Source organism: Streptomyces sp. GMY02 (assembly GCF_019056675.1).
Classification (GTDB): domain Bacteria; phylum Actinomycetota; class Actinomycetes; order Streptomycetales; family Streptomycetaceae; genus Streptomyces; species Streptomyces odonnellii.
This window is the reverse complement of record NZ_CP077658.1, coordinates 8487636-8512626: the sequence shown is the minus strand read 5'-3', so window position 1 is coordinate 8512626 and position 24991 is coordinate 8487636. Positions and strand designations below refer to the sequence as shown.

20 protein-coding genes and 2 pseudogenes are annotated in these 24991 nt (G+C 68.8%); 12 read left to right on the top strand and 10 right to left on the bottom strand.

What is annotated here, in order from left to right:
- Positions 1–265 precede the first annotated feature (265 nt).
- From KQY30_RS37040 to KQY30_RS35955, 4 genes are all read right to left on the bottom strand, one after another.
- Positions 266–481 carry a hypothetical protein gene (locus tag KQY30_RS37040; RefSeq protein ID WP_254407500.1) on the bottom strand — a complete coding sequence of 72 codons (216 nt, stop codon included), beginning with the start codon at positions 479–481 and terminating at the stop codon, positions 266–268.
- Positions 478–1239 (bottom strand): ATP-binding protein, encoded by a 762-nt coding sequence (locus KQY30_RS35965; RefSeq protein WP_302185378.1) that lies wholly within the window; start codon positions 1237–1239, stop codon positions 478–480. Before KQY30_RS35965 ends, KQY30_RS37040 begins: the two co-directional genes overlap by 4 nt.
- Positions 1178–3172, bottom strand: coding sequence for a transposase family protein (locus tag KQY30_RS37270; RefSeq protein ID WP_302185355.1), 1995 nt, complete (start codon positions 3170–3172; stop codon positions 1178–1180). Before KQY30_RS37270 ends, KQY30_RS35965 begins: the two co-directional genes overlap by 62 nt.
- Before the next feature lie 79 nt (positions 3173–3251).
- Complete coding sequence (locus tag KQY30_RS35955; RefSeq protein ID WP_217310637.1) at positions 3252–4607, bottom strand: ATP-binding protein; 1356 nt, start codon at positions 4605–4607, stop codon at positions 3252–3254.
- A 181-nt stretch (positions 4608–4788) separates the two neighbouring features.
- On the opposite strand from KQY30_RS35955, the gene KQY30_RS35950 reads away from it, so the two are divergent.
- From KQY30_RS35950 to KQY30_RS35915, 8 genes are all read left to right on the top strand, one after another.
- Complete coding sequence (locus tag KQY30_RS35950; protein ID WP_217304956.1) at positions 4789–6936, top strand: P-loop NTPase fold protein; 2148 nt, start codon at positions 4789–4791, stop codon at positions 6934–6936.
- A 2570-nt stretch (positions 6937–9506) separates the two neighbouring features.
- Complete coding sequence (locus KQY30_RS35945) at positions 9507–9824, top strand: hypothetical protein (protein WP_217310636.1); 318 nt, start codon at positions 9507–9509, stop codon at positions 9822–9824.
- 16 nt (positions 9825–9840) lie between these two features.
- Positions 9841–10689: a TniQ family protein gene (locus KQY30_RS35940; RefSeq protein WP_217310635.1), complete on the top strand. Its 849-nt coding sequence runs from the start codon at positions 9841–9843 to the stop codon at positions 10687–10689.
- A gap of 32 nt (positions 10690–10721) precedes the next feature.
- A complete protein-coding gene (locus KQY30_RS35935; protein ID WP_217310634.1) occupies positions 10722–10913 on the top strand; it encodes a hypothetical protein in 192 nt (63 codons plus the stop codon).
- Positions 10914–10996: 83 nt separating this feature from the next.
- Positions 10997–11392, top strand: coding sequence for a type II toxin-antitoxin system HicB family antitoxin (locus KQY30_RS35930; RefSeq protein ID WP_217310633.1), 396 nt, complete (start codon positions 10997–10999; stop codon positions 11390–11392).
- Positions 11393–11957: 565 nt separating this feature from the next.
- On the top strand, positions 11958–13286 hold the full coding sequence (locus tag KQY30_RS35925) for a pentapeptide repeat-containing protein (RefSeq protein ID WP_254407747.1): 1329 nt from the start codon (positions 11958–11960) through the stop codon (positions 13284–13286).
- 148 nt (positions 13287–13434) lie between these two features.
- Positions 13435–14979, top strand: coding sequence for a PIN domain-containing protein (locus KQY30_RS35920; RefSeq protein ID WP_217310631.1), 1545 nt, complete (start codon positions 13435–13437; stop codon positions 14977–14979).
- A 320-nt stretch (positions 14980–15299) separates the two neighbouring features.
- Positions 15300–16085 carry a hypothetical protein gene (locus tag KQY30_RS35915; RefSeq protein WP_217310630.1) on the top strand — a complete coding sequence of 262 codons (786 nt, stop codon included), beginning with the start codon at positions 15300–15302 and terminating at the stop codon, positions 16083–16085.
- Between the two features lie 584 nt (positions 16086–16669).
- Here KQY30_RS35915 and KQY30_RS35910 read toward each other — a convergent pair.
- Complete coding sequence (locus KQY30_RS35910) at positions 16670–17167, bottom strand: YfbM family protein (RefSeq protein ID WP_217310629.1); 498 nt, start codon at positions 17165–17167, stop codon at positions 16670–16672.
- A 57-nt stretch (positions 17168–17224) separates the two neighbouring features.
- The gene (locus KQY30_RS35905) at positions 17225–17533 is read right to left on the bottom strand and encodes a hypothetical protein (RefSeq protein WP_217310628.1); all 309 of its coding nucleotides are present in this window, start codon (positions 17531–17533) and stop codon (positions 17225–17227) included.
- A 125-nt stretch (positions 17534–17658) separates the two neighbouring features.
- On the opposite strand from KQY30_RS35905, the gene KQY30_RS35900 reads away from it, so the two are divergent.
- Complete coding sequence (locus KQY30_RS35900) at positions 17659–18714, top strand: hypothetical protein (protein ID WP_217310627.1); 1056 nt, start codon at positions 17659–17661, stop codon at positions 18712–18714.
- Positions 18715–18772: 58 nt separating this feature from the next.
- On the opposite strand, the gene KQY30_RS35895 is transcribed toward KQY30_RS35900, so the two are convergent.
- Together KQY30_RS35895 and KQY30_RS35890 are read right to left on the bottom strand one after the other, a co-directional pair.
- Positions 18773–19909 (bottom strand): hypothetical protein, encoded by a 1137-nt coding sequence (locus KQY30_RS35895; protein WP_254407498.1) that lies wholly within the window; start codon positions 19907–19909, stop codon positions 18773–18775.
- A gap of 511 nt (positions 19910–20420) precedes the next feature.
- Positions 20421–20828: a hypothetical protein gene (locus tag KQY30_RS35890; protein WP_217310626.1), complete on the bottom strand. Its 408-nt coding sequence runs from the start codon at positions 20826–20828 to the stop codon at positions 20421–20423.
- A gap of 261 nt (positions 20829–21089) precedes the next feature.
- Here KQY30_RS35890 and KQY30_RS35885 point away from each other — a divergent pair, with 261 nt between their 5' ends.
- Positions 21090–22001, top strand: coding sequence for a calcium-binding protein (locus KQY30_RS35885; protein ID WP_254407497.1), 912 nt, complete (start codon positions 21090–21092; stop codon positions 21999–22001).
- 385 nt (positions 22002–22386) lie between these two features.
- Positions 22387–22596: pseudogene (locus KQY30_RS37030) on the top strand (transposase); the annotation flags it as partial.
- A 292-nt stretch (positions 22597–22888) separates the two neighbouring features.
- On the opposite strand, the gene KQY30_RS35875 reads toward KQY30_RS37030, so the two are convergent.
- On the bottom strand, positions 22889–23416 hold the full coding sequence (locus tag KQY30_RS35875) for a hypothetical protein (RefSeq protein WP_217310624.1): 528 nt from the start codon (positions 23414–23416) through the stop codon (positions 22889–22891).
- Positions 23417–24228: 812 nt separating this feature from the next.
- Between KQY30_RS35875 and KQY30_RS35870 the strand changes: the two genes are divergently transcribed.
- Entirely contained in the window at positions 24229–24645 is a 417-nt protein-coding gene (locus tag KQY30_RS35870; protein WP_254407496.1) for a hypothetical protein, read from the top strand.
- Between the two features lie 137 nt (positions 24646–24782).
- Here KQY30_RS35870 and KQY30_RS37025 read toward each other — a convergent pair.
- Positions 24783–24893: pseudogene (locus tag KQY30_RS37025) on the bottom strand (IS5/IS1182 family transposase); the annotation flags it as partial.
- Between the last annotated feature and the right edge of the window lie 98 nt (positions 24894–24991).

Genomic DNA, 24991 nt, shown 5'->3' with positions numbered 1-24991 from the left:
GTGGCGGGCGGTGCCGGAAGACGATCGGCGGCGGCGTGCACGGGGCGGTACACGGGCGGGGCTGTCGTAGGAGACGAGGCGGTCCAGCACGGGCAGGGTGAGCCACCGGTTGGCCGGCCGGGCGGGCTCGTCAACAAGCGGGGATACGGCGGCCGCCCCGTAGTAGTGGCGGCGGGCGGCCCAGGAAGTCGGCGGTGACGCAGTAGTCGGCCGTCTAGGCCCTGGTGCAGGGCGGCGGGCAGGTGGGGGCGGTGGCAGACCAGGGTCAGGCAGGCCGGTGAGGGTGCAGTTGCAGGCGGCGCATCGTGCGGCGGGCGGTGAAGCGGTGTGCGCGCAGGACGGTCAGCTGGGTGACGGGCAGGGCCGTGATCCATGCGGTGGCGGCTTCCCAGGCGGGCTGACGGCCGGCGGGAAAGCCGCCCGGGAGCAGGGGCGGTTTGCCCAGGGCGGCGAGAAGGTCGTGGGGCGAGGCCGGTCTCAAGCTGGTGCTGCCCAGGCCCGGGTGGAGGGGTGATCCGGCTGGACGGCACGTGGTGGGCGGCCAGGGCGGTGCGTGTGGAGCACGTCGTCATGGCGGGCGGTGACCATTGTGACGGGCGGCGGCGTGCGGTCATGCGAGGCGGCTGAAGGCCCAGCGCAGCAGTTCCCGGCCGGCTCGGGCCGGCCGGTGCGGGCGAGCCCGGTACGGGTGTGGGCGGTCAGCTGGGCCCAGGCGCGAAAATTTCCATGGGCGGCGTGACTGTCGGCGGAACGCGATGTCGTCACGTCGGCGTCGGCCCACACCGGATGGAACAGGGGGATGACCTGCTGGACTTCGCCGGGGGTAAGGCGGGTGAAGTGCTGCCAGATGAAGATGCGGGAGGAGAGCATCGGTTCGCGGCGCAGCACGGTGTGGCAGCCCTCGCCTCCGACGAAGATGATCGCGAGCCGGGTCGAGGGTTCGTCCCACAGGTAACGGAAGTACTCGAACGCCTCACCGTTGAGCCACTGGGCCTCGTCGACGAGGAAGGTGCGGGGGTGTTCGGCCAGGGCGGTCTTCAGCAGACGGTCGAACTCGCTGGGGTGGCGGGGCGGTTCACCGGGCAGGTCGAGGGCGGTGAACAGCCCGTAGCGCACGGCCCGGGCGGTGGGGCGGGCGCGGAAGGTGACCCGTCGGACGTCCTCGCCCGGTTCGAGTTCACGCAGGCAGGTGTTGACCGCGAGCGTCTTGCCGTGGCCGGCGCCTCCGTGGATACACATCATGGCGCGGGCGGCGACGGTGTCGGTGATGTTCTCCCGCGCGGTGAGCAGGGCCTGGGTGGTGACGACGGTCGCGTCGGGCAGGTCGACGTACTGGTAGGCGTCCTCGGTCATCAGGCGTCTCCTGCGGGTCGGGAGCCGGGCTCCGGCGTAACGTCCGCCGACGGGTCGGCTGGATCGGGGCGGGCGGGAGCGGCGTTGTGCCGGCCGCCAGGGCGGGCGGGGTGCGCCAGTGGGCCGGAGGCGGGGCGGGCGGGATCAGGTCGGGCAGTGCCAGCCGTGCGACGTCGGTGTAGTCGGCGGCGGCGAGTTCACGGTCGGCCTGGGCGGCCGTGACGGCTCCCAGCCGCTGGGCGGGCTCCGCGCTGGTGGTGGGGGCGAATCTCTGGCGGCGCAGGCGTTCGGCGGCCTTCGCGTCGGCGCGCAGGCGCCGGGCGCGCTCCGCCCGTGCCTCGCGCAGGGCCTGCAGTTGCTCGGGGGCGGCCGCGTCCGCGAGGTGCGCCGGGCCGAGGTGGCGGCCACGGGCGTCGCAGACCTCGATCTCGTGGTCGTGGTGGGGCATGTAGCGCACGCGGACCTGGCGGCCGGCCTGGCCGGTCATCCACGCGGCGGTGTAGGTGCGGCCGCGCCAGCTCACGCCGTGGCTGGTCAGTTTCTGGGGCCGGCCGTCGTCCTCGAGGGTGAAGGCCCACAGGTCGGCGGCGGGGATGTCGGTGACAGGGGTCGGATCGGCCTGCCACGCCTCCAGCGGCGTACGGCCCGACAGGGCTTTCGGGCGGTGCGCGGTGTTCCACCAGGTCGTCCACTCCAGGACCTCCGTAGTGAAGTCCTGGAACGACAGGGCGGACACCGCCCCCGCGGTGCGTCCGCGCCGTTCCGAGCGGGGCCCGGTGGGCCCGGCGGTGTAGCCGGGCAGGGCGGCGAACAGCATCCGGTCCGCGGCCCGGTTGAGGCTTTCCACCGTGCCCTTCAGATGCGGGCTGTAGGCGGGCAGGTCCTTGACCGTCACGCCCATCGCGCCGAGCGCGGTGGTGACGGCGGCCGACAGGAAGTCCTTGCCCCGGTCCATCCTCACCAGCTCCGGCACTCCCCCGGCCGGGCCGTAGGGATCGTCCCGCACAACTGCGGCGCGCAAGGCGGCCAGTACCGACGCGCGGGAGGGATGGCCCGGGGTGACAGCGGTACCGGTAATAACTTTGGTGGCGGTGTCGATGAACCAGGTGATCCACGGGCGCACCAGGTCGCCGTCGGCGTCGACCAGCAGCGGGGCCTGGACGTGGTCGGTCTCCCAGGCGTGGTTGCGCCAGGACGCCGGCCGCTTGCCGAACACGTCGTGGGCGCGTGCTGCCTCCGGTCCGAGGGCGAGACCGGCGCGCTCCCCCGCCGTCAGATCGCGGCGCAGCGCGCGCAGGAACGTCGACAGGGACGGGACCGGATCCAGCAGCGGCACCTGCGACAGGGCTGCCCCGCCCGGAACAGCCACCAGGCCGGGCGGGACGGGCACGGCAGTGCCGGACGTTTGCGCGTGTACGCTCCCGTCCTCGGCCGCGGCGCGCTCCATGAGCTGGCGGTGGACTGCGGAGGCGTTTCCGTGCCAGTACGCCAGCAGCACCCGGATCTCCGCGGTGATCTCGAACCGGCCGGTGTGGCGGGCTCCGGGGTGCGCAGCCGCCGCCGGGCTCCGGGACGCCTCGGCCAGCCACCGCGACACCGTGCGCTCCGACGCCCCCAGGCACTCCCCCGCCAGCCGCACGTGCTGCCGCGAAAGACCGCCCCGGGCCCGCAGCGCCAGCAAGCGGCGCACCGCAGGCGCCCGCAGCGCGACCAGCGACTGCTTCCCGAGCACACCCGCCGGATCCCCCGGCGGCGGCCACTGCCCTCCCGCGTCAACGCCGTGGCCGCCGTTGGTGTCCTGCGGTCCGTTGTCCGTCATCGCGCCGTCTCTCCTCGCCGAACGGGGTGAGGCTTTCTGCCGTCGAAACCGGTGTGCCCAGGGCACGTGGGAGGGGCCGTCATGAGTACGGGCCGAGCCGGGCGCAGGCCTGGTCGATCGCGTCCCGATCCACGCCCGCACCGGGGTCGCGGCCCCGGGCTGCACAGACATGCGAGGTGATCTTCGCCCAGGTACGGAAGTTGCCGCGGGCGGTCTGCTCATCCGCCCGCACCAGGCCGGCCGGATCAGCGTCCTCCCACACCGGGTGGAACAGACCCAGCGTCCGCGGCACGTCCTCCGGGTCGAGACGGCTGACCTGATGCCAGGTCAGAACCCGGGAACGCATCGCCGCTGCCCGGGCCAGCGCCCGCTCACTGCCCGCCCCGCACAAGACCAGGGCAGCCGCACAGCCCGGCGAGTCCCACAGCTGCCGCAGGTAGTCCAGCACCGGCGGCGACAGACGCTGCGCGTCGTCGAGGAACAGCACACCCGGCTCGGCCAGCGCCTCCACCAGCGCCTGGTCGGCCGGTCCGGCACGGTGCGTCAGCGACCCCGACGGCAGCCCCAGCGCCTCGCACAACGCAGCCCGCACCTGCGGCAGCCCGGGACCGACCCCCACCACCGCCCGCCACACCGGCACCCGGCCGGGCAGCAGATGCAGAGCCTGCTCGACCGCGACCGTCTTCCCCAGCCCCGTGTCCCCGTACACACAGCCGATCCCCCGCGCGGCGACCGTGTGCCCCACCGCCTCCACCACCCCGGCCACCTGCCGCGTCGACACCAGCCGCGCCCCCGGCGCGTACAGGCGCACCCCACCCGACACCCGGGTACTCGAAGCGGTCTTCACCGCGCCGGGCCGCTGTTCACCGCCCGTGCCGGACGGCTCGGCATCCGGGCCGTCCACAACCGGCGGACCGTTCGCACCCTCTGCGAAGCCGAGTTCGGCCAGCGCCCGGTCGTACCGGCTCGGCTCCACCCGGCCCGACGCCGCGCGGGCGGCCTGAAGCACCCGGCCCGCCCTCAGCTCGTCCTTGATCGCACGGTGCAGCGTCGCCAACGACGGCACCACCTCGACACCCCACCGCTGAAGCCCGCCCTCGTCCTGCGCCCGGAGCATCCTGCGGCGCAGCTCGGCGACGTTCCCGCCCACCTGCGTGAGCACCTCCCACAAAGCGTCGCCCACCACGAACCCGCCCTGCCGCGGCCGCCCCTCCACCCGCCCCTCGCGCCCCTCGGCCAGCCACCGCCACACCGTCCGCTCCGTCACCCCCGCCAAACCGGCCGCGATCCGCACGTGCAACGACGACAGACCGCCCTCACCCCGGTCCACCGCCAGCAGCCGCCGCACCACCACAGCCCGCTCCACCCGCCCGGCCACCGCCAGAACAGCCGGACCCGGCACCGTCTCCCCCACCGGGGTTCCCGAACCTGTCACAAGGCCAACCCCACCGCCCCGGCCACCCCCTTCACACGAAGACCGGCAAACCCAACACAGCCGGACCGCGATCTGCTAGCCGCACCGTGACAGCCACCTGGTCACCCCATGACAGCAGCCGGTCTGCACGTTGTTGCCGATCCCAGACCGGAGACGCTGCGTTGTCGGGCAGGATGGGCCGATGCCCGGTGAGCGCTTCTTCAACGATGACCCCGTCGACGGGAGCGCCGACGCTCCTGACCTGCTGGGGCGTCGGCAGTACGCCCGGCATGCCGTCGGACTTCTCCACCAGGTGCGCGAGCAGAGCGAGTCCGGAGTCCTCGCGCTCATCGGCCCCTGGGGTTCCGGCAAGTCATCCGTCCTGCAGATGGCGATCCAGCACCTCAAAAACGCGGTCGCCAGCGCCGACACCAGTATGTGGTCGGTCGCCGAGCTGAACCCGTGGATGTACTCGGACCTCGAATCACTGACGCTGGCCCTGTTCAGCGAGATCCGCATGGCCCTCCCCGACGATGGCCAGTGGTCCGAACTGCGCAGGAAGGTCGGAGCGTTCGGCCAGGCGGTCAGTCCGCTGGGAAAGCTCACGGGACTGCTCGGCCTGGACTCCTCGGAGCTGATCAAGCTCGTCGCCGAACGCGTGGCCGGAGACACCAGCGCCTCGGCCGCCAAACGCACCGCCGAGACGGCCCTGCGGCAGGCGGGCCTGCCGGTTCTGGTCGTTATGGACGACCTGGACCGGCTCGCTCCCGAGGAACTACTGGTCGTCTTCAAACTCATCCGACTGGTCGGCCACCTGCCGAACGTGTACTACCTGATCAGCTTCGACGAGCAGACCCTGCTGGACGTCCTGCAACGGACCGACCTCGTCGGCTCGAACGACCAGCGAGCCCAGGAATTCCTGGAGAAGCTCATCCAGGTCCGGCTCGACCTACCGGCCTTCCGTGACCGCGACATCGCCGCCATGACCACGCGTCTCCTCAACGCACTGCTGGACTCCCACCAGGTGTCCATGACTGCGGACCAGGAACGGCGCTTCTCCGAGGCGTATTTCCGGCACCTCCAGGACCGGCTGCGGACCCCGCGAGCCATCAAACGCTACTTCGGACAGGCCGGCGCGACGCTCAGCTCGCTGGCCGGGGAGGTCGACATCGTCGACTTCCTGGTCGTCACCTTCCTGCGGACCAGCGAGCCAGGCGTCTACCGGATGCTGGGACGCCACCGCGCCGAACTGACCGGCACCAGCACCGACCCGGCGCTCCACCGCAACTCCCGACCCGGTGAGCACGCCGAGCGATGGAAGGACCGCCTGCGCCAGGCCGGCGTCGCCCAGGACAACCTCGACGGAATGCTCGAGCTGCTGGCCCTGCTGTTCCCCGCAGTCCAGCAGGCCATCGGCAACGGCAGCGACCCCCGCGCCGCCGCCCGCCGACGCGGGATCGGCAGCCAGGACTACTTCGACCGGTACGTCGTCTTCACCGTTCCCGCCGACGACCTCCCAGAAGCCGTCTTCCAGCAGGCCCTCGCCCAAATGGCATCAGGGACTGAAGGCGATGAGGCCGCACAACTGCTGCTCCGGCTCAGAGACGACACCCACCGCATCATCCGGCGCATCGACCAACTACGCGCCGACGGCGTCCCCGTACCCGCAGCCGCACTGCTCCAGGCCATGGCCGACAACTACGGCCAGCTGACCGCCGACCCGGAAGCCATGGGCCTGCTCGGCGCCGACCGAAGAGTGCGCTCAATGACCCCGAGCCTCCTGCTCGACCTGCCTCCCGACCAGCGCCCCGCCATCGTGGCGGCCATGGCAGCCACACCCGATGGAGCAGTCCTCGCCACCCGAACCCTCCACAGCGCCACCAACCCCGACGACACCGCCTCCGACCACGTGACGACCACCGAACCATGGGCCGCCCAGGCCCGCGACGCCCTCACCGGCCGCCTGGCCGAACACCTCACACCAGCCGCCGCACGGCCCACCCCAGACCTCACCGACCAGGACGACACCCTGATCTGGATGTGGCGCCACACCGACCCCGCCGGCATCCGCACCTGGCTACGCGACCGCCTCGACCACGGATGGGAACTCCTCCCGCTCCTGGCCGCACTCATCACGCCCCAGCAGTTCCCGTTCCCCCTCATCGACAACGACACCTGGGCCAGCCTCGACGCCATGTTCACCCACGACGACCTCTACACCCGCCTCACACCCCACCTCAACAACTCCCCCGACACCCCACCACCCACCGACCCGCACCAGACCAACATCCTCCAAGCACTCCGGGACCGCCGACCCGACCCACACCAAGCCACCCCCGACACCCCATAGGAACAGCCACCCCCACAACAGCCGAGCCACCCCACACAAGTAAGAAAACAGCAGCCGCTTGGTCACCCCATGACAGCGAACCCACCCCCACACAAACCCCCGGACCAGGCACTCAGCACCCCCACCCCGCTGACACCCACCCAATGCCACCAACACGCCCACTCACATCCTCCCGCCCGACCGGGCGCCCTTCCCCCCTCATCGACAATGACACCCTGCAAAGCCTCGATGCCCTCATCGGCCTCGAAGGGCTGTACAGCCGCCTCGGCCCACTCCTCGACGCCCCCGCAGCAGACCCCGACAGCTCCCAGGACGAACACCAGGCGCGCATCCTCCAAGCTCTCCGCGAACACCGCGGTAACGCCCCGAGCAGCGGCTGACGATCACCCGCCCCACGCCTCCCGACAAGAGGGATTAGCAAGCCGTGACAGACAGTCCGTTCGCCCTCGCACCCGAGCAATGCCAGCGCCACGGGGACGCCCGCTCGCCAGGCGCCCCGATTGCCGAGCGCACGTTCTCGCCTCCGCCCGCCAGACCTTAGACCGACACCGTCAGCCCGTACGACGAGTAGGTGTAGGCATGTTGGCCATCCGTGCTATCGGCCCGCGGCCTGCTGCCGGCGCTCTCGGGACCGGTTCCAGCACGGGCAGTAACCAGGGTTGTTCGGCACTGACGAGACGGCTGGCAAGGGGTAAGACGGGCTTGGTACCCGCCTCCGGCGAGAGCGCCTGTGACCGCTTGGCACAGTCGGCGCACGCCGCGGTTCCGAGGGGGCGGCTCCACGAGCGGAGCCACGCACGCGCCGGCTGCCCCTCTTGCTGAGCAGTGAATCGAGCGCAGCAAGGTCCGGCCACGCTGAACCGTCGGGCCGCGCAGTCCGTCGCAGATCCCGTGCTGGAATGACAGTGAGCAAATCCCGCAACGCTCGCATCCGGCTGTTGCCGTCCATCACCCAAAAGCCGATCCTCCCCATGCCCTCAGCAGCCCTGGCACCGACCCCCTGCGTCCCCAGGGCCTCCGGCCGGCCCTGCGAAGGCATCCACTCGGACAGCTTCCATCGGAAGTACTCGCTGTACTCGCTGCTTTCCGGCACGGCTCGCTTGACGTCCTGGATGTCAGGGAACGCCGCGTCAGTCTCTGTGTAGTCGAGGAAGCGGTAGGGCATCCGCCGCCCTTTCCGTGGGCGCACCACCCTGAACCATGGGTTGGACAGCGCGGTGGGAGCCGCTGCGCGCTTGGCGGGCTGCTCAGCCCGCGCACTGCGGTAGGCAGCCTGCTTGCACGCGTCGCTGCAGTACTTGCGCGTACGCCCGCGGGCCTTCTGCACGAAGGGCGGCGCGGTACAGCCGACACGCTGGCACCGATGGACAGGTACCTCTTTGACACCCTCCCAGACCAGGGCCGAGTGCTGCGGTCCCGTCCGGCTCAACAGCTCCTCACGCAGTTGGGGCCCGAACTCCGAGTCCCGCAGTCTGATCAGCAGGCTCCTGATGAGCTCCTGCAAGCCTTGTACCGTCCAACCGAACTGCCGGGCCATCTGAACGAGTGGCGCCCCGTGCAGATAGTCGAGCAGGAGCCGCCGTTCGGAGTCCCGCAACACCTTGCGCAGGGCACGCCCGAGGACGTCATCGCCGATCCGGCGGCTGACGGGGTCCTTGTCCGGCCAGTACTGTTCTCGCCTCACTGCGCTCCTCCCCCGCCCAGCTCCGCAACTGGCGTACTGTCCGGCGACGTCGCACCGTCGGAGAGCGCGGGATCGGCCACCGGCCCCTGCGGGCCTGCCCCCGGTCCCGCGCTGAGGCCAGCCTGCCCGACTCCCACCCGCAGCGACTTGAAGAGACCAGAAGCGTCCGCCCGCTGCTGTCCAGCATGACCGGCAGATCTTCGAGCCGCGCACGGCGGATAGCCAACGCAGCCAGAACGGCGTGGGCGACAAGCGCGGCCAGACAGACCAGGGCGAGCAACCCCACCACCGCCACAACTGCCCACGGGACGTCAGACATCAGCTTCGCTCCTTCGAGACTGAAAACGCCGATGGCCCCGACGCGTCTTCGCGTCGGGGCCATCGGCGTGAGGCATGAAAAAAACCCCGCCGGAGAAGGCGGGGCCGTCTGGTGCAGGCACATGTGTGCCACCACCAAGGCGAGCATAGCCACGTACAGCCCGAGCAAGACCGTTTCCCGGTATCGAAACCGCGTTTCCGCAGCTCAGAGGTGAGATAACCAGGAAGGATCTCCAGCAGGGCAAGAGAGCATTTCGTAACAACGCCTACCGGCCGCCGACTGCGGGACCCTCGCTCCGTCCTGCCAGGCACCTCGACGACACCCGACTACGCGGCCCGGCGCATACCCGTGATCAGAGAAAATGACCAACGCTCAGAAGAAGATGGCTACAACTGATCAACGACCCTGATACCTGACAAACCCACAGCTCAGACTGCCACCGCAACCAACACCTCAGCCGCCCAGCGATCACTTCCCGCCGCCCGCCCCCGAACACAGCCAGACGCACGAACTGATCAGCCCAGCTCAGCCACCCATGAACCGATCACAAAAACCGATCCTGGACAGTTGCCCTGCGCCACCGAAGAGCAGCGCAAGATCTGGCGTTCTCTGGTCACCGACATGGAACAAGCCCTGCGCCTTCGTCACCACACCCCGCACACCCTGGCGCGGCACGCCGACTACCTCCACCAGCGCACCGGCGGCGTCGTGGGCAGCCTCTCCCATCTCATCCGGGAAGCCGCCCTGACCTCTCTGCTCGACGGCAGCGAGAAGATCACCAAGAAGCTCCTGGCCGGCATCCAGCTCGACATCCGCGCCGAACAGCAAGCCCACCCGCCCCGAAAACGCCTCCCGCGTCCGCGCAGCCACAACGCGGGATCCTGACCCGGTTGGAGCGGCGGTGACGAAGGCCACCAGCGGGCGGCAGGCGCAGCCACCACAGCGCGAGCAGCCCGACCTCCACGCGCACGCAGGCGCCTTGGGAGCGGTGCGGGTAGCGCCGCTGCACGGTGAGACGACGCTGTCCTACCTGGGCCGAGTCGCCTCCCGCTACCGGCTCACGGCCAAAGAACTCATCGGCGCACTCGTGGACGTGGGACGGCGTCCCAACCTCTTCACCGTGCGGCCCGACGGCGAAGTCGTCTTCAACGCCGAGGCCCGGGCGGTGGTCGCCACCTTCTGCCGCATGCCCGAAGAACACCTGCGCCGTGCCCTACCGGCCTGGGGCCGGGAGGTTCCCTCGAGCAGGCTGGGGAGCGGGCCGGCCGCCTGGGTCCGCACGGCTGCCACGATCCCGCCGACGGACCCCGGATGCCGGGCCTGCACCGCGAGGGCCACACAGGGCCGGGAAGAAGCACGCCGCTACCCCCTGCCGCACGCATGGGTTTGCGTCAAGCACCAGTGCTGGATGCTCGAAGCCCCCGTCGTCGACGGAGCGACGGCAGGCACCGGGCAGCTGGACGTGCGGCATGTGCAGCAGGTCACAACGGCCCAGCGCCGTCATGTACGGCTGCTGCGGCGCAGCCCGCACGCCGGCGAACATCAAATGGATCCGCACCCAACAACGCGCCTGGAACCAGCTCCACCCCCACCAACAACACCTCCTGAACACCATCGGCATCCACGGCCCCACACCCCTATGCCGCTACACAACTCGTGCCGGCACAAGCTCGTCCCAGCGAACAGCCAGCCGCTCGTGATGCCTAGGAAAGTCGGCACCTGCAAGATCACGTCCTGCCGCATGAAGTAGACAGATCCTGTCGCGTCGAGTAGCCTAGCCGGGTGCAGAAACGAGTACTGCTCCGGGAACTGCGGCGAATCGCCGCCGACAAGGGGGCGGATCTCGTACTCGCGAGACAGGGAGCACGTCATGAGATCTACACCCTGCAGGGTGTGTCTCTTCCCGTCCCGCGACACCGAGAGATCGCCGAAGGGACCGCCGAGACTCTGATCAAGGCGGCGGAGGGAGCGTGATCGACGGGGGGCCGAGTCGAAGTCGGCCCCCCACCGATCAGGATCCCACCACTTCGGCGAGGCATACAGGAAGGGAAGGAGAAATGGCCGACACAACGACATACAACGCGATTGCGAAGCACGATGGCTCCCACTGGGCTGTGACGATTGCCGACCTACCGCAAGGCTTCGTCGGGGTCACACAGGGGCGCACTTGGAGCGAGGCGAGCAGGATGGCCGCCGACGTGGTGGCGATGCTGCTAGAGATTCCCGAAGAGTCATTCAAAGTCGTGATGCGACCGGCCGATCCCGAAATGGCCGAAGCAATCATCACGGCCGAGGAGGCTAGGGAAAAAGCCGAAGAAGCCGCCAAAGCGGCCACTGAGGCTCTCATGGCCGCCGCACGAACTCTGACCGCGAAGGCCACGGTCAGAGACGCAGGAGCCATGCTTGGCGTCTCACACCAATACATCGCCAAACTCGCACCCAAGAAGGGCTGACGCTTCTCCACTCAAGGTCACGGCGCCCCCGCAGGTTCACAAACCTGCGGGGGCGCCGCAGTCACACCACTAGTGAGCAAAACGTCCAACAACCGCCGCCACTCGGACCACTACAACAGTCACCGAGCGATCATGAGCACTCACCCAAATACCTGATCAAGCACACCATCAGCTGCTCCCCCGCAAAGAGCCCCAGCTCAGAGCCCACCTCAGGCATCACCCCCCGAGAACGGCACTCCAAATACTCGACAGTCACAGCAAATGAGGCACCAACCGGCCAACTGATCAGCCCAGCTCCACAGCTCATGAACCGATCAGAAAGAACGGACGGCGACAGCCGCGCTCGCCGGCCTCGGGCTGGAATGGGCGACCACGGAAGGAGCGGGATGACAGGTCTCGCGCGGTCGTGGGCACATGAGGCAGGCTTCTGTCTCTGAATCAGCTCAAATGCTCTACTCAAGGGCGGGGTTGTGGGTTGAAGTTATGTGCCATGAAGTGGTTACAAGGGTTCAAAAGGGTGTGGAAGCCGCGTCGTGGCTTCCACACTATCGTCATCGTGACCGTTATGGTGATGTGTTGTGTGTTGTGGTGGTGGGGCGGGCCGGTACTCCGGGCATTGGTTCCGATGGCCCGGCCAGAGTGGGACCGCCTGACTCCCGAAGCCCAGACGACGGCGGAGGGACAATACCGGCTCGCCGTGGTCCAGGCCGTGGCCGCGCTCGGTGCCGGGGTGGCGCTCGCGTACACGGCGCGGAACTACCGTCTCAGCCGCCGAGGACAGGTGACGGAGCGTTTCACCAAGGCCCTGGAGCGGCTGGGCTCGGAGGAGATGGAGGTTCGTATTGGGGGTGTGCTGGCTTTGGAGCAGATCGTGCAGGACTCCCCCGATCAGGCCACTCACGCCGCCCAGGTCCTGAACGCGTTCATCCGCCAGCGTGCGCCCCTCGTTCCAGCCGTGCCGGACCCGAAAGGGAAGACAGGCATGTTGGGGGCTGCCGCACTGCGCACAGCCCTCAACCACCCGGCACGGGTCTCGCGGCCTTCGGAGCGTCCCGAGGCTGATCTCCAGTCAGCCCTGTCCGCTCTCACACGACCCGCATCACGACGTCACGTCGACCCCACCCAGACGATTGACCTCACCGGACTCCACCTCGTCGGCGCGCGGCTCGACGGCGCGAACCTCGCCCACGCCCAACTTGAGGGCGCCACCCTTGCCGAGGCCTGGCTCAGCGACGCGAACCTCGCCCATGCCCGGCTCAAGAAGGCCAACCTCACGAACGCCCGCCTCGAAGGCGCCAGCCTTGTCAGCGCCGAAGGCTTCGGCGTGAACCTTGCCCATGCCCACCTGAAGAAGGCCGACCTCAGCCGCAGCAACCTCAGGGAGGCCGACCTCACCCACGCTCAGCTCGAAGGCGCCACCCTCGCTGGCGCATGGCTCAACCGCGTGAACCTTGCCCATGCCCACCTCAAGGGGGCCGACCTCAGCAACGCCCACCTCGGAAACGCCGACCTCGGAAACGCCCGACTCTGGAAATCTAACCTCACCAAAGCCTGGCTCACTCGTGCCAACCTCAGTGGCGCTGACCTTTTGAACGCCACACTCGAACGCGCCCACCTCAACCGTGCTCGACTTCGCAACGCTCGCCTGGACAACGCCAACCTCAGCGGCGCCTGGCTGGACGGAGCCGACCTCACCGGCGCCAGTCTTTGGAAAGCAGACCTGCGAAGGAGTTGGGGTCTGACCTCGAAGCAAGTCCTCTCGGCTCACCCACGGTCCAGCACCATGCTGCCGCCTGACATCACGGCCAACTCAGATGTGGTCGCACAGATCACCACAACCGAGGCTGTAGCGGCCGCGCGTCTCGCCGAAACCAAACGTCGGGGCGACTTCTGATGCCCGGACAAGCAGGGCATCGGTTGCGCGTAGTTGCGCAGACCGTCCCGCAGGCCGGGACCGTCGTCAAGGGGCCCATCGACTGCCGGGCCGTCGTTTGTCGGTGGTGGTTGAGATACTTCCTCCCGAGGGAGACGGGGAGGCTCTGTTGATCATTTTTGATACGAACGCGGTGAATCTTCTGCAGCCCGAAGGTCCCACGGCGGACATCATCAGGAAGTTGCGGCAGTCGGGACACCATCAGGCTGCCGTGCCGTGGATGGTCCTGGAGGAGATGGCCGCCCACAGGGCGCGGTACTACCCCGCCAAGTATCAGAGCGTCCTGAACACCCTGGCGAGGCTACAGGAGGACCTGCCCTGGGAGCTGAAGAGCTCCCTGGAACCCTTGGACCTGGAGCGCCTCCTGAGCCACTGGCGAGACGCTTACGGGGAGATTTTCGAGGTCATCGAGACCAGCAACGCGGCGCTGCGCAGGGCGTATCAGCGGGAAGCGATGGCTCTTCCGCCAGCCAAGGAGGTCAAGGATCACGCCGAAGGCGGCCGTGATGCGGCGATCTGGTTCTCCATCCTGGAGTTCCTCAAGAAGAACCCTGACCAGCACGTCTACTTCGTCACCAACAACACCAAGGACTTTGGTGACGGGAGCTCCTACCGGTATCCGATGAACGAGGACGTCCGCGGGCTCGAAAACCGGCTGACCATGCTCAAGGACTTCGACCAGGTCGTCTCCGAGTTCACCACGGAGGTGTCCGGGACGGAAGCAGAGGAAGCTGCCGCGCAGCTGTTGGCATCGTCGGCTGTCCGCGACAGCGTGGCGGAAGCGGCCCTGGGGCTGACCACGCTCACCGGCTACGACGGTCTCGGCGAAGGCGGCGCTAGGGAACGGTGGTTCGCCTGGTCCGGGACACCCGAGGTTGAACTGCTCGCCGTCACGGGCGTGACAGGGCACGCGATCGAGGGCGACGTCTGGTACACGGCCAAGGCGAAGTGGCTGCTGTACGGTCTCACGGTCGACGAGGCGGAGTCCCTTGCCGGATACGTCGCCTGTGTCTGGGAGACGAAGATCCTCTTCTCCGCCGGAGACGGCAGGGGCCCGACTCTGCTCACCTCGGGCGAGCCGATCCCTCCGGATACCGACGACGAGCCCTGCATGAAGCTCCTGCACGAACTCAAGAAACGAGTCACCGACTTCGCAGCAACCGCCAAGCGCGTTGCTCTCGCGGCCCGGACACCTGCGGAACGGTTTGTATCCAACCGGCTCGCCCCCACACTCGCAGGGCTTGACCTGTCCAGCGCCCAGTTCGCCCGGCACGTCATCGAGCAGGCGGGACTTGTCAACGGCCCGCTGCAGCAGTTCGCCCGCCAAGTCGCCGAACAACAAAGGCTCGTGAACGGCCCTATGCAGCAGCTCGCACGGCGTATGGCAGCCGACCAGGCCGCGATGTACAAAGCGGTCAACGCTCCAGGGGTCCGTTTCGCTCAGCAGGTCGCTGCGCAGATGGCCGCGTCGATGCCGCAGCTCGATCTCAAGCTGCCCCGCGTCGACACTGTGCTGCCTCGACTCGACATCCCCGGCTACACACATCAGCCGCGAAGCGGCGGTGGCGAAGCGCACCAGGACGACTTCGAACAGACTGAACGGCAGAAACCATCCGGCCCCGATACTCCGGAAAGCGAGCCCGACCGAGAGTGACCCTCCGCGCTGTAGGTGGAAAGCGCGAACCTACACCGGGCCCCGGGGACGTCATGGCTGATCCCCCGGTGCCTGTGGTGTGTTCACTTCTGTCGGTCAGTCGGTATCGGTGGCACCAACCGCGCGGCGGAGCCGGTTGCGGGCCGTTCTTGAGATCGCCGACCCGGTAGAGGAATTCGGCGCCATGCTTGTCGGTCATCCGGGTCTCCGGCCGGAGCAAGGCTCGCCGGCAACGTCGCCGCGGTGTCGGCTGGGGAGCCGTCGGGGTCGGCAGCCGGAACCGGGGCGCCTGATCGGTACTTCGGCGGCATACTGCCGGAATGAACGAGCCCACGATCGGTGAACGCGCCGAAGCACGTGTCGCCCGCTACCTCCGTGAGACGGGCTACGCCTTCGAGGTCGAGCCGGAGCTCGGCACGGGACGGTATCCCGACTACCTGATTACCGCTGGCGAGCACACCATTGTGGCAGAGGTGAAGGCGTTCGAGACGTACGGGATCTTCGAGAACGCCGCGCTGAGGCAGCCGATGGCGCGGTCGCAGGAGGACGCGCTGGCCCCGATCCGAAAGAAGATCAAGGAAGCAGCTGGTCAGCTCAGGGACTTGCAGGACCGCGGCCGGCCACTGGTCGTCGTACTGGACAACCCGGGCGGGCGGCCGATCCCCTTCGACTCGCCACACCTGATCATCTCTGCCATGTACGGCGATCTCGCCCTCGAAGCTCCCTTGGAGCCTGGAGGCACACTCGGTGAGTTCCGTGCGGTCGCCGGGCGCAACGGAAGACTGCGGAACACGCATGCGTATGTCAGCGCTGTCGCGGTCGTACGCCGTGAGGCTCATGCGACGCCCTGGGCCAGTCAGTGGTTCGATGAACACCGCAAAGACTTCGGCCCCGGTGACGCCTATGACGGTAACCAGGGCATGAAGGCGATGGGGGCCGCGTTTGTCGAGGCGAGTAAGAACGCCCCCGAAGGAGACGACCTCTTCCTGGACATCTTCGAGACCCTCAGCGACTCTGCGGTGCCCCTGCCCCGGGACGTGTTCAACGGCCCCCGCGACCGTCGCTGGGTTCCGAACAAGGACCGGACCGGACTCGTCAGTACCTGAGAGACGTCCGGACCGGAGAACAACGGACAGCAATTCGAGGTCCGGGTCCTTCCAGGCGAGAACGGCAGGGTGCCTCATGAGGGACGCGGTCCAGGGGCCCGCCGCATCGTCCTGGTCATGGTCGCCGGTGCCAGCGTCCGGGGCCTGGGCGACGAGGAAACGCGAGGTCAGTAATTGTTGGGCGGCATGGGGTCAACGACCCTGAACGCAGCGGGTGCAGGTGCGACTGCGGCAGGTTTCTTCCTTCGCGTTGCGCCGGCACTCGGCGCAGTGCCGCGCCTGCCATAGGTACGGCACTGCGTCTGCAGCCGCTTGGGCCGCCGCTCGGGCCTCGGCGAGCGCGGTACGGGTTGTCCTGGTCGTCCAGGAGCCGCAGCGCGCGGTGCAGCGCCTCGCGGGCCGCCGTAGTGTCAGGGGCCCAGCGGGCAGTTCCGGGCACGTGAACTCCCCGGTCTCAACGGTGTAGTCGAGCCTACGGGTGGAGGTGCCCCACGGGGTGCCTTCGGCGTCGGTCAGGTTCAGCACCTGCGTCTGGTGGGCGGTGCCCTAAGCTTGTCGTTTAACGTCCGGCCGCCGGAGGTGGCTCAGTCGAGCCAGATCAGCATCGCGTGACCGGTGGATGCGGCACCTTGGAAGAACTCTGTCAGGGGAGTAAACAGGTCGCGGGCCCACTCCAGTGAGGTGGACGAGTCCCAGATTCGGGGGTAGATCTCGGCCTCGGTGAGTTCGGAGGGATCGACACCCTGGATGAGCTGGTCATACGTCGTCTGGTGCAGGGTGTCAGCGGCCAGCCGGACCCGATCTGGAGTTAGGTATTGCGGCGGTCCGTAGCCCCAGTCGTCGGCAGCGAGGGGCTCCTCGCCGTGGACGATGTCGACCGGGAAGGCCGAGCGTCGCAGGAGGAAGCCGAGTAGATCCCATGTCTGGTGCGTGGTGAAGTGCCGCGCCCCGTTGGGTGCTGGCTCGTGCTCCTCCTCCGCGTCCTGAATCTCCTCGGCGAGGTCCAGGGCCCATGCGGGATCCTTGAGGGCCCGGTCCAGTTCCGCAGGTGTGACGCGCAGGTACTCCCCGTTCATGCTCATGGGCCGCAGCATACGGAGCAGGTCTGACAGCAGCGGGGCTGGGCCCCGGGCCGCAGGTCACTCTGTGCGTCGGGGCTTGGTGCCCTTCTTGTGGTGTGCTGGCCGTCCGCCGAGTGGATCGTTGTCCAGGTGCCATAGTCGGCTCAGCAGAGCCATGAAACGGCCCGGGTAGGCGAGGTGGTCGTCGGGGCAGGCGTTCAGGCTGGCCACCAGGCGCTCGTGCTTGGTGTTGCCCTCGTTGAGCACGGGAAGGCCCGGGCGCTCGCACAGCGCTGGCAGTTCCTTCGCGGTGTAGCGCGTGTACAGCGTGAGGAGCACGCCGTCGATCAGCCTCCGCAGCAGCGCCATGTCCATCTGTTCCCCCATCCCCTGATGATGAGCGACGCCCGGAGATGAGCGATGCCCGGACACGACTCCACCCTGCCCGTTCGCCTTTCCCCGGCAGCCAAATTCGCAGTGCACTCGCACAGCGCGCCTCTACCGTGATGCGCATGTCGCACGAATCGATCCACGAGCACCTGCTGATATCGGCCCGGAAGTGGGCGCGTACGGCTGTCGACGCGTACCTGGAGAAGCCCATCGACCAGGACTTCGCCGTGCACCACATGGCGGTCGCGGTGGAACACGCGTCCAAGGCGTACCTGGCGTCCATCGCTCCTGTGCCCCTTGCGTCAGAGAAGCAGCCGAGCGTGGACGACCTCCTGGTCCTGAGCGGGAACGAAGACAAGACGAAGAAGGGCCGCGCCGGGCTCAAGACCATCGGCGGCGAGGGGGCCATTCTCAGGGCAGCCCAGCTCCTTGGCCCCGGGCACAAGGCGCCTGCCAAGCTCAAGGAACTGCGGGAGTCCCGCAACGGCATCACCCACATGAGGTGGGGCCAGCCCGTCACCGAGTGCCGCGCACTCCTGGCCGCGGGCATCGAGCACATCAATGCGCTCCTGAAGGCCCTGTCGGCAGAGCCCGATGGCTTCTGGGGCACACACGTCGAAGCCTGCACCGCGCTGGTGGCCCAGGCTATGACCGAGATGGAGATCCGGTACCACGCGAAACTCCGGCAGGCCCGCGAGCGCTTCGCCGAGACCACCCGGCGCCTGTCCGAAGCCGAGATCGCCGAACTCGTCAGCAATCTCTCCGGGTTGCCAACGGCCGCCCCGTGGCCGATCGCCGTACCCGCAGAATGCCCCGCGTGCGGACACACCGGCTTCGCAAGCGGCCGGGACAAGACGGGGGAATACGGTGCGATCTGGTTCCTCCCCCGGCACTTCGGGTGCCGCCTGTACGGTCTCACACTCTCGATGTGGGAACTCGACCTCGCGGAAATCAAGGGCGAGATACTCAATGACGAAGAAGAGCCCGACCCGGACGTGGAAGGGCTTGTCACAGCGGAGGCAGGTGCCTTCCGCGCTGGTCTGGTCGAGGCGGGCAACTCGGGTGTCTGCGCTGCCACATCGCACACAGAACGCTTCCTGGGTCTTCATGGTTCTGGTGTACATCAGATTCGCAGCATCGTTCCCCTCGCTCCGATCCGAGGCGTCGGTGGCATGTGACACCGGGGTCGCCACGGGCCCGGAGAACGCTGATCTCCCGAGCCCGTGGTGTACCGAGTCAGGGTCGCCGGCGGAACCAGCCGCGGCCCCGGCCCGACTCGTGGTTCTCCTCCCGCTCCGGCTCCGGCGGCGCGGCGGCCTGGAGGCGGGCGGCTTCGGCAGCGGCCTCCTTGCGGGCAACGTCGTCGGCGTGGCACAGGCCGCACACGGACCGGCCCCCGGCCGTCCAGGCGCCACCGCGCGCGGTGGTCTCCTCCCAGCGTTCGCCGGTGAACTTCCGCCCGCACCGCCTGCACACCGGGCGCTCCGCCTCCCGCTGCGCGACGCGACGCCTCTTGTCCTCCGTATCGGCGCGGGCCTCCTGGTCGCGGTAGAGGGCGTGGCCGTCGGGGTTGTCGAGCGCGTCGGTCAGCGTCTGCTCGCCGTCCCGTCCCAGCCGCCGCCGCACCGCCGCATCCGCGCCGTGCTCCGTCAGCTGCTCCAGGGTGGTGACGACGACGGGCACCGCCTGGCGGTAGTCCCGGGCGGTGACCGCCTTCGGGCAGAGGGTGTCGTACCGGCGCGGCGCCCAGTAACGGTGGCCGGCCTCCTCCAGTACGGCGACCGTGTTGGCGACCTCCGCCTCGGTGGTGTCCGCGAACACAAACGCCACCGGGACCAGGCCCTCGCGGCCGGTCGGCGGGTAGACCCTTCGCCACAGCCGCTTCTCTTGGTCGACGCGCTCGATCGCGTCCGGCCGCGAGGGGACCAGGTCCACGGTGTGCCTGTCCGCGTCCCGTGGCAGCAGCCGGCCCCACTCCCAGTACCGGTACAGCTTGGCGACCAGGTCGTGCGCGTCCTCGGTACGGCGGTCGATCTCCAGCAGCAGCACCGGCACCCCGGCCTCCTGCGCCCGCACCACCACGTCCGCCCGCTGCACGAAACCGCTGCCGAGCCGGTGTCCGATCTCCGTCTGGAAGCCGAGCCGGTGGCCGGTCCCGGCGCGGTGGAGTTCGGCGGCCGTCGAGGTGACCGCCGCGGCGTGGTCGTCGTAGCCGGTGCCGAGCGGCTGCCCCGTGACCGGGTCGAACTTCTCTTCGCGCAGCACCGAGACCCGTATGCCCTCCGGCTCCAGCAGCTGCTTCGCCTCGCCGTGTCCTCGCCTGGTGAGCGCCCACACCTGCCGCTGGTCCTCCTGCACCGACTCGATCCGCACCAGGTGGTAGTCCTCCAGATCCAGGAGGTCGTCCCGCGTGAGCTTGTCGTGCTGGTTGCCGGGGCGGGTCAGCTTCCAGAGCTGGTCGGGGCGTAGCCCTCTGGAAGATCCCCAGTGCTTGCAGCAGCTCCCGGCGTCGGGGCCCGGTCGAAGTCCTCCGGTGCTGGGGCGAAGTCCTCCGGTGCTGGGGCGAAGTCCTCCGGTGCTGGGGACGCCTTGCTACATCTGCATGAGGGTTGTCGGACCTGCGGCGGCCCCCTGTCCGCCGGGTCTGACCTGCGGAAACGCCCGGATTCTGGGCGACGGGGCGCGGAGGGGGTGATGGAGGGGTCCACGGAGGGGGCCTCTCCGGTGCGGTCAAGGGGCTGCTCGGGCTCGTCGGCGGTGCTCGCCACAGGGTGCTCCTGAAGGCGGGGCGGGCCTGTCCCGCCATTCACCTTCTACAGGTGCGGTTTTCGGCTCTCGTGTGACGCCGACCCTGGAAAACCCCTCCGTCGTGACCGCATCGTGATCAACCGGAAGGGGGAGAGTTCTCCCCCGCCACGGCCGGACTCTGTCCACAGGGGCCATCAGCGCCTTCAACTACCTCCGGGCCGTCCAGGCCGACGACAGCGGCGCCGCTCGCGAGTTCGCCGGCGCGGAGCCGCGGATTCCCGAGCTGCTCGTCGACGTCGCCACCCGGATCGTCGTCCCGGTCACCGCGCCGCCCGGCCCGGACGCGGGTGAGCCGTGCGAGGACACCTTCGCCCTGGAGGCCCTGGGGCGCGTCTTCGTGACCTCCCTGCGGATCTGGACGCAGGCCGGGCCGGACGCGGCGGAGGGCATCGCCCGCGCGGTCATCGACTTCGCCGCGCAGTTCCTCGCTGAGGACCACGAGGCTCGGCGCCGCTGCCGTGCGCGCTTCTCTCGTGACCGTCACCTCGTCTCCCCGTCGCGCCGAGCGGCGACACCGTACAGCGTCCTCGCCCGGAATTCTCGCTCGAATCGCACGAGGCCGTGAATTCACCATGATCCACGGTAGCCGCCCCATTCCACACGGCTGCTTATCAGCCATATAGAGCGGCCGAAAACAATTCCGCACCTTCACTTACGGGAATTCGACATACGGAACACAACCATCCGCAATTCCCGGAGGTCGAACGTAATTGATACAGCGGTGTACACCCCATGGAGGCTTTTCGTGTTCTCTCCCTTCGCCGGTCCCCGCGCCCCGCGTGCCGCGGCGGCGCTGACTGTCGCTCTCGGAACCGGGCTCGCCCTGCCCTTCGTCCTCGGCGGGACGGCGAGCGCGGCGGCGCCGGCGGCCACCGCCGCGTTCAGCTCCACCGATCACGCGATCGTCTACACGGCGGCCGCGGGACAGACCAACGATCTCGTCGTCACCTCGGCCAAGGCCCGGGGCGTGGACGAGATCACGTACGTCATCGACGACACCGTGCCGATCACGGCGGGCACCGACTGCCGGCACCCGGACCCCGCCGACCTGACCACGGTCTCGTGCACCGTGGCGATGCTGGAGACACAGGACCCGTACGACACCCTGCGGATGGTCCTCGGTGACGGCGACGACGCGGTCAGCTACACGAACGGCACCGGACAGGCGTACTACATGGTCGCCTTCGAACTCGGCGAGGGCGACGACACACTGACCGAGTCCGGGTACCCGCCTGCCAGCCGGGTCGGGGGCGGACCGGGCGACGACCTCATCTCCGTGGGCGAGGCGAGCGTCGTCAGGGGTGACGACGGCGACGACGAGATCCGCGCCCAGGCCGGGACCCTGGTCTTCGGTGACGCCGGTGCCGACGTCATCTACTCCATCGGCGACGCGGCCCAGGCCGACGGCGGCGCGGGCGACGACGAGATCTGGGGCTCGTACGACCAGCAGCACCTGTGGGGCGGTGACGACAACGACGTCATCCACGGCGCCGGAGGCGCGGACTTCCTCTACGGCGGGCGGGGCAACGACGTGCTGTACGGCGACGGCGGCGACGACACGATCTACGGCAACACCGGCGACGACAAGCTGTACGGGGGCGCCGGGACCGACACCCTCTCCGGCGGTGCCGGTACCAACGTCGTCCAGCAGGACTGACCGGAAAACCGGACACCCCGCCGCCCCGTATACGCAGCGGGGCGGCGGGGCACCTGCTGACCGGGCAGAACACCCGAATCGGGATCTGCGCCGGGTCCATGAGCAGCTCGTGGATCTCCTCGTCCAGACGGCACAGGGTCACCGAGGCGCCCGCCATGCGGACGCGGCCGGCGGTCTGTCTGTCTGTCTGGCGGTGATCCACCGGGCCCCTCCGGGGCCGGGGCTGTGTTACGGGAGTGGCGCGTGTCTGCCGTCCGGGGCCCGACGCCGGCAACGGTCCATCCGTACCGGCCGATCCGAGGGCGTTGTGCCGGCGGACAGGGCAGAACGCCGCCCTAAGCCGTCCCGGGACGGCTTAGACGTCCTCTCCATTTGGTTGGGTAGCCTGCCGGTCGTGGCGGGGATCGTTGAGCGGCTGGTGCCGGACGAGTTGTGGGAGCTGTTCCAGCGGGTGGTGCCGAAGGCACCATCGCGGCCTCAGGGCGGTGGGCGGCGTCGGCACGGCGACCGCGAAGCGCTGGCCGCAATCGTCTTCGTGGCGAGCTCAGGCTGCACGTGGCAGCAGTTGCCCACCGCGTCGTTCGGGCCGTCCGGGACGAGGCTCACCAGCACGATCATCCGGACCGACGACAAAGCAGAAATGCTCCAGCGTGGCAGCGCAGCTCAAGCAGCCTGCGACACATTCGTCGCCAGGGCCAACGCCGTGCTACACGGATCAGCACCCCCTGAAGTGTCCAGATATGGGTTCACGTGCGTCCAGAACAGCTTGGACAGCGCCCGGACCCGACACCCGGCCCTGCGTTCGACCTCGCGGTCAGAGGTTTCCCGCTACGGCGGGTTCGCTGCCGCTCCGACGACCGAAGAGGTGGGACTGGGGCCGCCCCCGGTCAGGGGGTGACCATGATTGCCTCGATCGACCGGTTCTGCCCCGTCGTGCCGACCGTGATGCGGCCGCCCGCCACCCAGCCCTGCCAGCCGTAGCCGCTCAGGTGCGCGTTGGCCGCCACGCTTCCGCCCTGGGTCTGGAACTCGACGGCCTCGATCGGCAGGGACTGGCCGGTGGTGCCGATCTCCAGGGTCGCGTTGTCCCCGACGCAGATCCAGGGCTGCCAGCCGATCGTGGAGACGTGCGCACGCGCACACAGACCGGACATGCCGACCGTGACGAATCGCAGCGCTTCGACGGCCCTGCCCTCCCCCGTGGTTCCCGCCATCGCTCCGTTGCAGGAGTACGCACTCTCCCAGCCGATGCCCGCGACGTGCGCCTCGTAGCAGACCACGCGGTTGGCCGCGGCCTGCGCCGTGCCCGCGCCCGACTGCCCGCTCCCGGCGGCCCGGGCGGTGCCGACCCCGACGAGCGAACTGCCGAGAGCGAGCAGGGCGCCTGCAAGAGCCATCGTCGGTGACTTGCGCATGGGTCATCCCCTCCGGGGGTCGGCACGACTTCGACAACCAGCGGCAGTGCGTGCCAAGGATGTGCAACCGCCCTCCACACCGTCAACACCGCGCGCACGACCGCTCACCGCCTAGGCAGAATCGGGCAAACCTGCAGGAGGGACATCCACGACGGGGTCCCGCGCAGACGCTCGGCCTACGGGGGCCGATCGGCGTACGGCGGCCGGACCCCGGCCGGTCCGAGTCAGAGCGGACCTCGCTGCGACCAGGGCCGGAGCGGCGGGAGCGGTGACGAGTCGGGCTGTACGACGGGTACATCCTCGTACGGGGCCTGCCTTCCAGCCGATCCGCCTCCGGAGAAGCCGCCGCGGTGGACTCCACCCCCCATCGCGTCGTGATAGCCGAGCCGCTACTGGTCGGTCCGATCCTCCCCAAGGGCCCTATCCGCCCAAGGACAGACCACGAACACGGGCCTCGCCACCCAGAGTGACCAACGAGGGCCGACCAAGCTGGAATACGCGACACCTCAACACGCGGGCCTACCAGTCTCAACCCCCTGATCCGCTCGATGGGGGGATCTGCTCGGTCACGTCGGTCTCCTACTGGCGTCCGTAGGTCATCCACGAGCTGCGGGAGCCTCTCGCGATCTGCCGGGCGCGCCGCACCAGCTCGACGCCGTAGACGCGTCCGGCACGAACAGGCCAGGCAGCACGGCAACCGCGTCACCGTCGTCGACCGACGGACGCGGAGCGGGCACCATCACGGCGGCCGACGCCACCACGGCACTCAAAGAGCGTTTCGTCCTGGCAGAGGTATTTGATAACGCAGCAACGTGGTGGACGATGACGTGGTGTTGGTCCAGGTAGAAGCAGTGCCCCGGACGTCGACAGGTTCGGCGAGAGTGCGTGTTCGTTCCGACGTAGGCACCGCGGTGGTGTTCTGGGCCGGTGCTTCAGAGGAAGTGGGCGGCGAGCATCACGTCGAGTGGAGCATTGACGAGGACGTGTCCTGGGGAAGCAACACGTGGCCAGCCGCGGTGCCCGCTTTCGGCCTCTGGGAGAACGGCGGCCAGCTGGTGTTTCGGGGCCGTCTGAGCTTCACTGCCGACGGCGGAGCTACGTTGGAGTTCGCCAGCGCGCTGATTTTGCTGGACCTCGCCACACCAGGCCCGCCAGAGGTGGTCAGCGGCACAGGGGCCGAGGTCCAGGTGCCGCAAAGCAGCGTGAGCCTGTACCCCTACCTGCTCTGACTGCTGCGAGTCCCACAGCGCCAGCGTTCAGCCGTACCGCCAGTTCAGGGTTGATTCCGAGGTGGGTCTGCGGCTCATGAGGTCGACCATTGCCAGCTTGATCATGGCTTCGGAGCGGTGCGGGTGGTTTCGTCGTCCCGGGCCAGACGCCGGTGATGCATGAGCCAGCCGAAGGTGCGCTCCACGACCCAGCGACGCGGGATGACCTTGAAGCCCTTCTGGCCGGGGTCGCGTCGGGTGATCTCGACGTCGACGCCGAGACGGGCGCCGTACTCGATGGCCTTGGTCCGATAACCGCTGCCCACCCAGGCCTTGGTGACGCGAGGGTGGGCCTTGGAGATCTCTG

What these genes read in the sequence shown, in the direction of transcription:
- KQY30_RS35965 (WP_302185378.1), bottom strand. Translation starts at nt 1,239, where the DNA reads ATGTGTATCCACGGAGGCGCCGGCCACGGCAAGACGCTCGCGGTCAAC.
- KQY30_RS37270 (WP_302185355.1), bottom strand. Translation starts at nt 3,172, where the DNA reads ATGACGGACAACGGACCGCAGGACACCAACGGCGGCCACGGCGTTGAC.
- KQY30_RS35950 (WP_217304956.1), top strand. Translation starts at nt 4,789, where the DNA reads ATGCCCGGTGAGCGCTTCTTCAACGATGACCCCGTCGACGGGAGCGCC.
- KQY30_RS35930 (WP_217310633.1), top strand. Translation starts at nt 10,997, where the DNA reads ATGGCCGACACAACGACATACAACGCGATTGCGAAGCACGATGGCTCC.
- KQY30_RS35925 (WP_254407747.1), top strand. Translation starts at nt 11,958, where the DNA reads ATGGTGATGTGTTGTGTGTTGTGGTGGTGGGGCGGGCCGGTACTCCGG.
- KQY30_RS35915 (WP_217310630.1), top strand. Translation starts at nt 15,300, where the DNA reads ATGAACGAGCCCACGATCGGTGAACGCGCCGAAGCACGTGTCGCCCGC.
- KQY30_RS35910 (WP_217310629.1), bottom strand. Translation starts at nt 17,167, where the DNA reads ATGAGCATGAACGGGGAGTACCTGCGCGTCACACCTGCGGAACTGGAC.
- KQY30_RS35905 (WP_217310628.1), bottom strand. Translation starts at nt 17,533, where the DNA reads ATGGGGGAACAGATGGACATGGCGCTGCTGCGGAGGCTGATCGACGGC.
- KQY30_RS35900 (WP_217310627.1), top strand. Translation starts at nt 17,659, where the DNA reads ATGTCGCACGAATCGATCCACGAGCACCTGCTGATATCGGCCCGGAAG.
- KQY30_RS35875 (WP_217310624.1), bottom strand. Translation starts at nt 23,416, where the DNA reads ATGCGCAAGTCACCGACGATGGCTCTTGCAGGCGCCCTGCTCGCTCTC.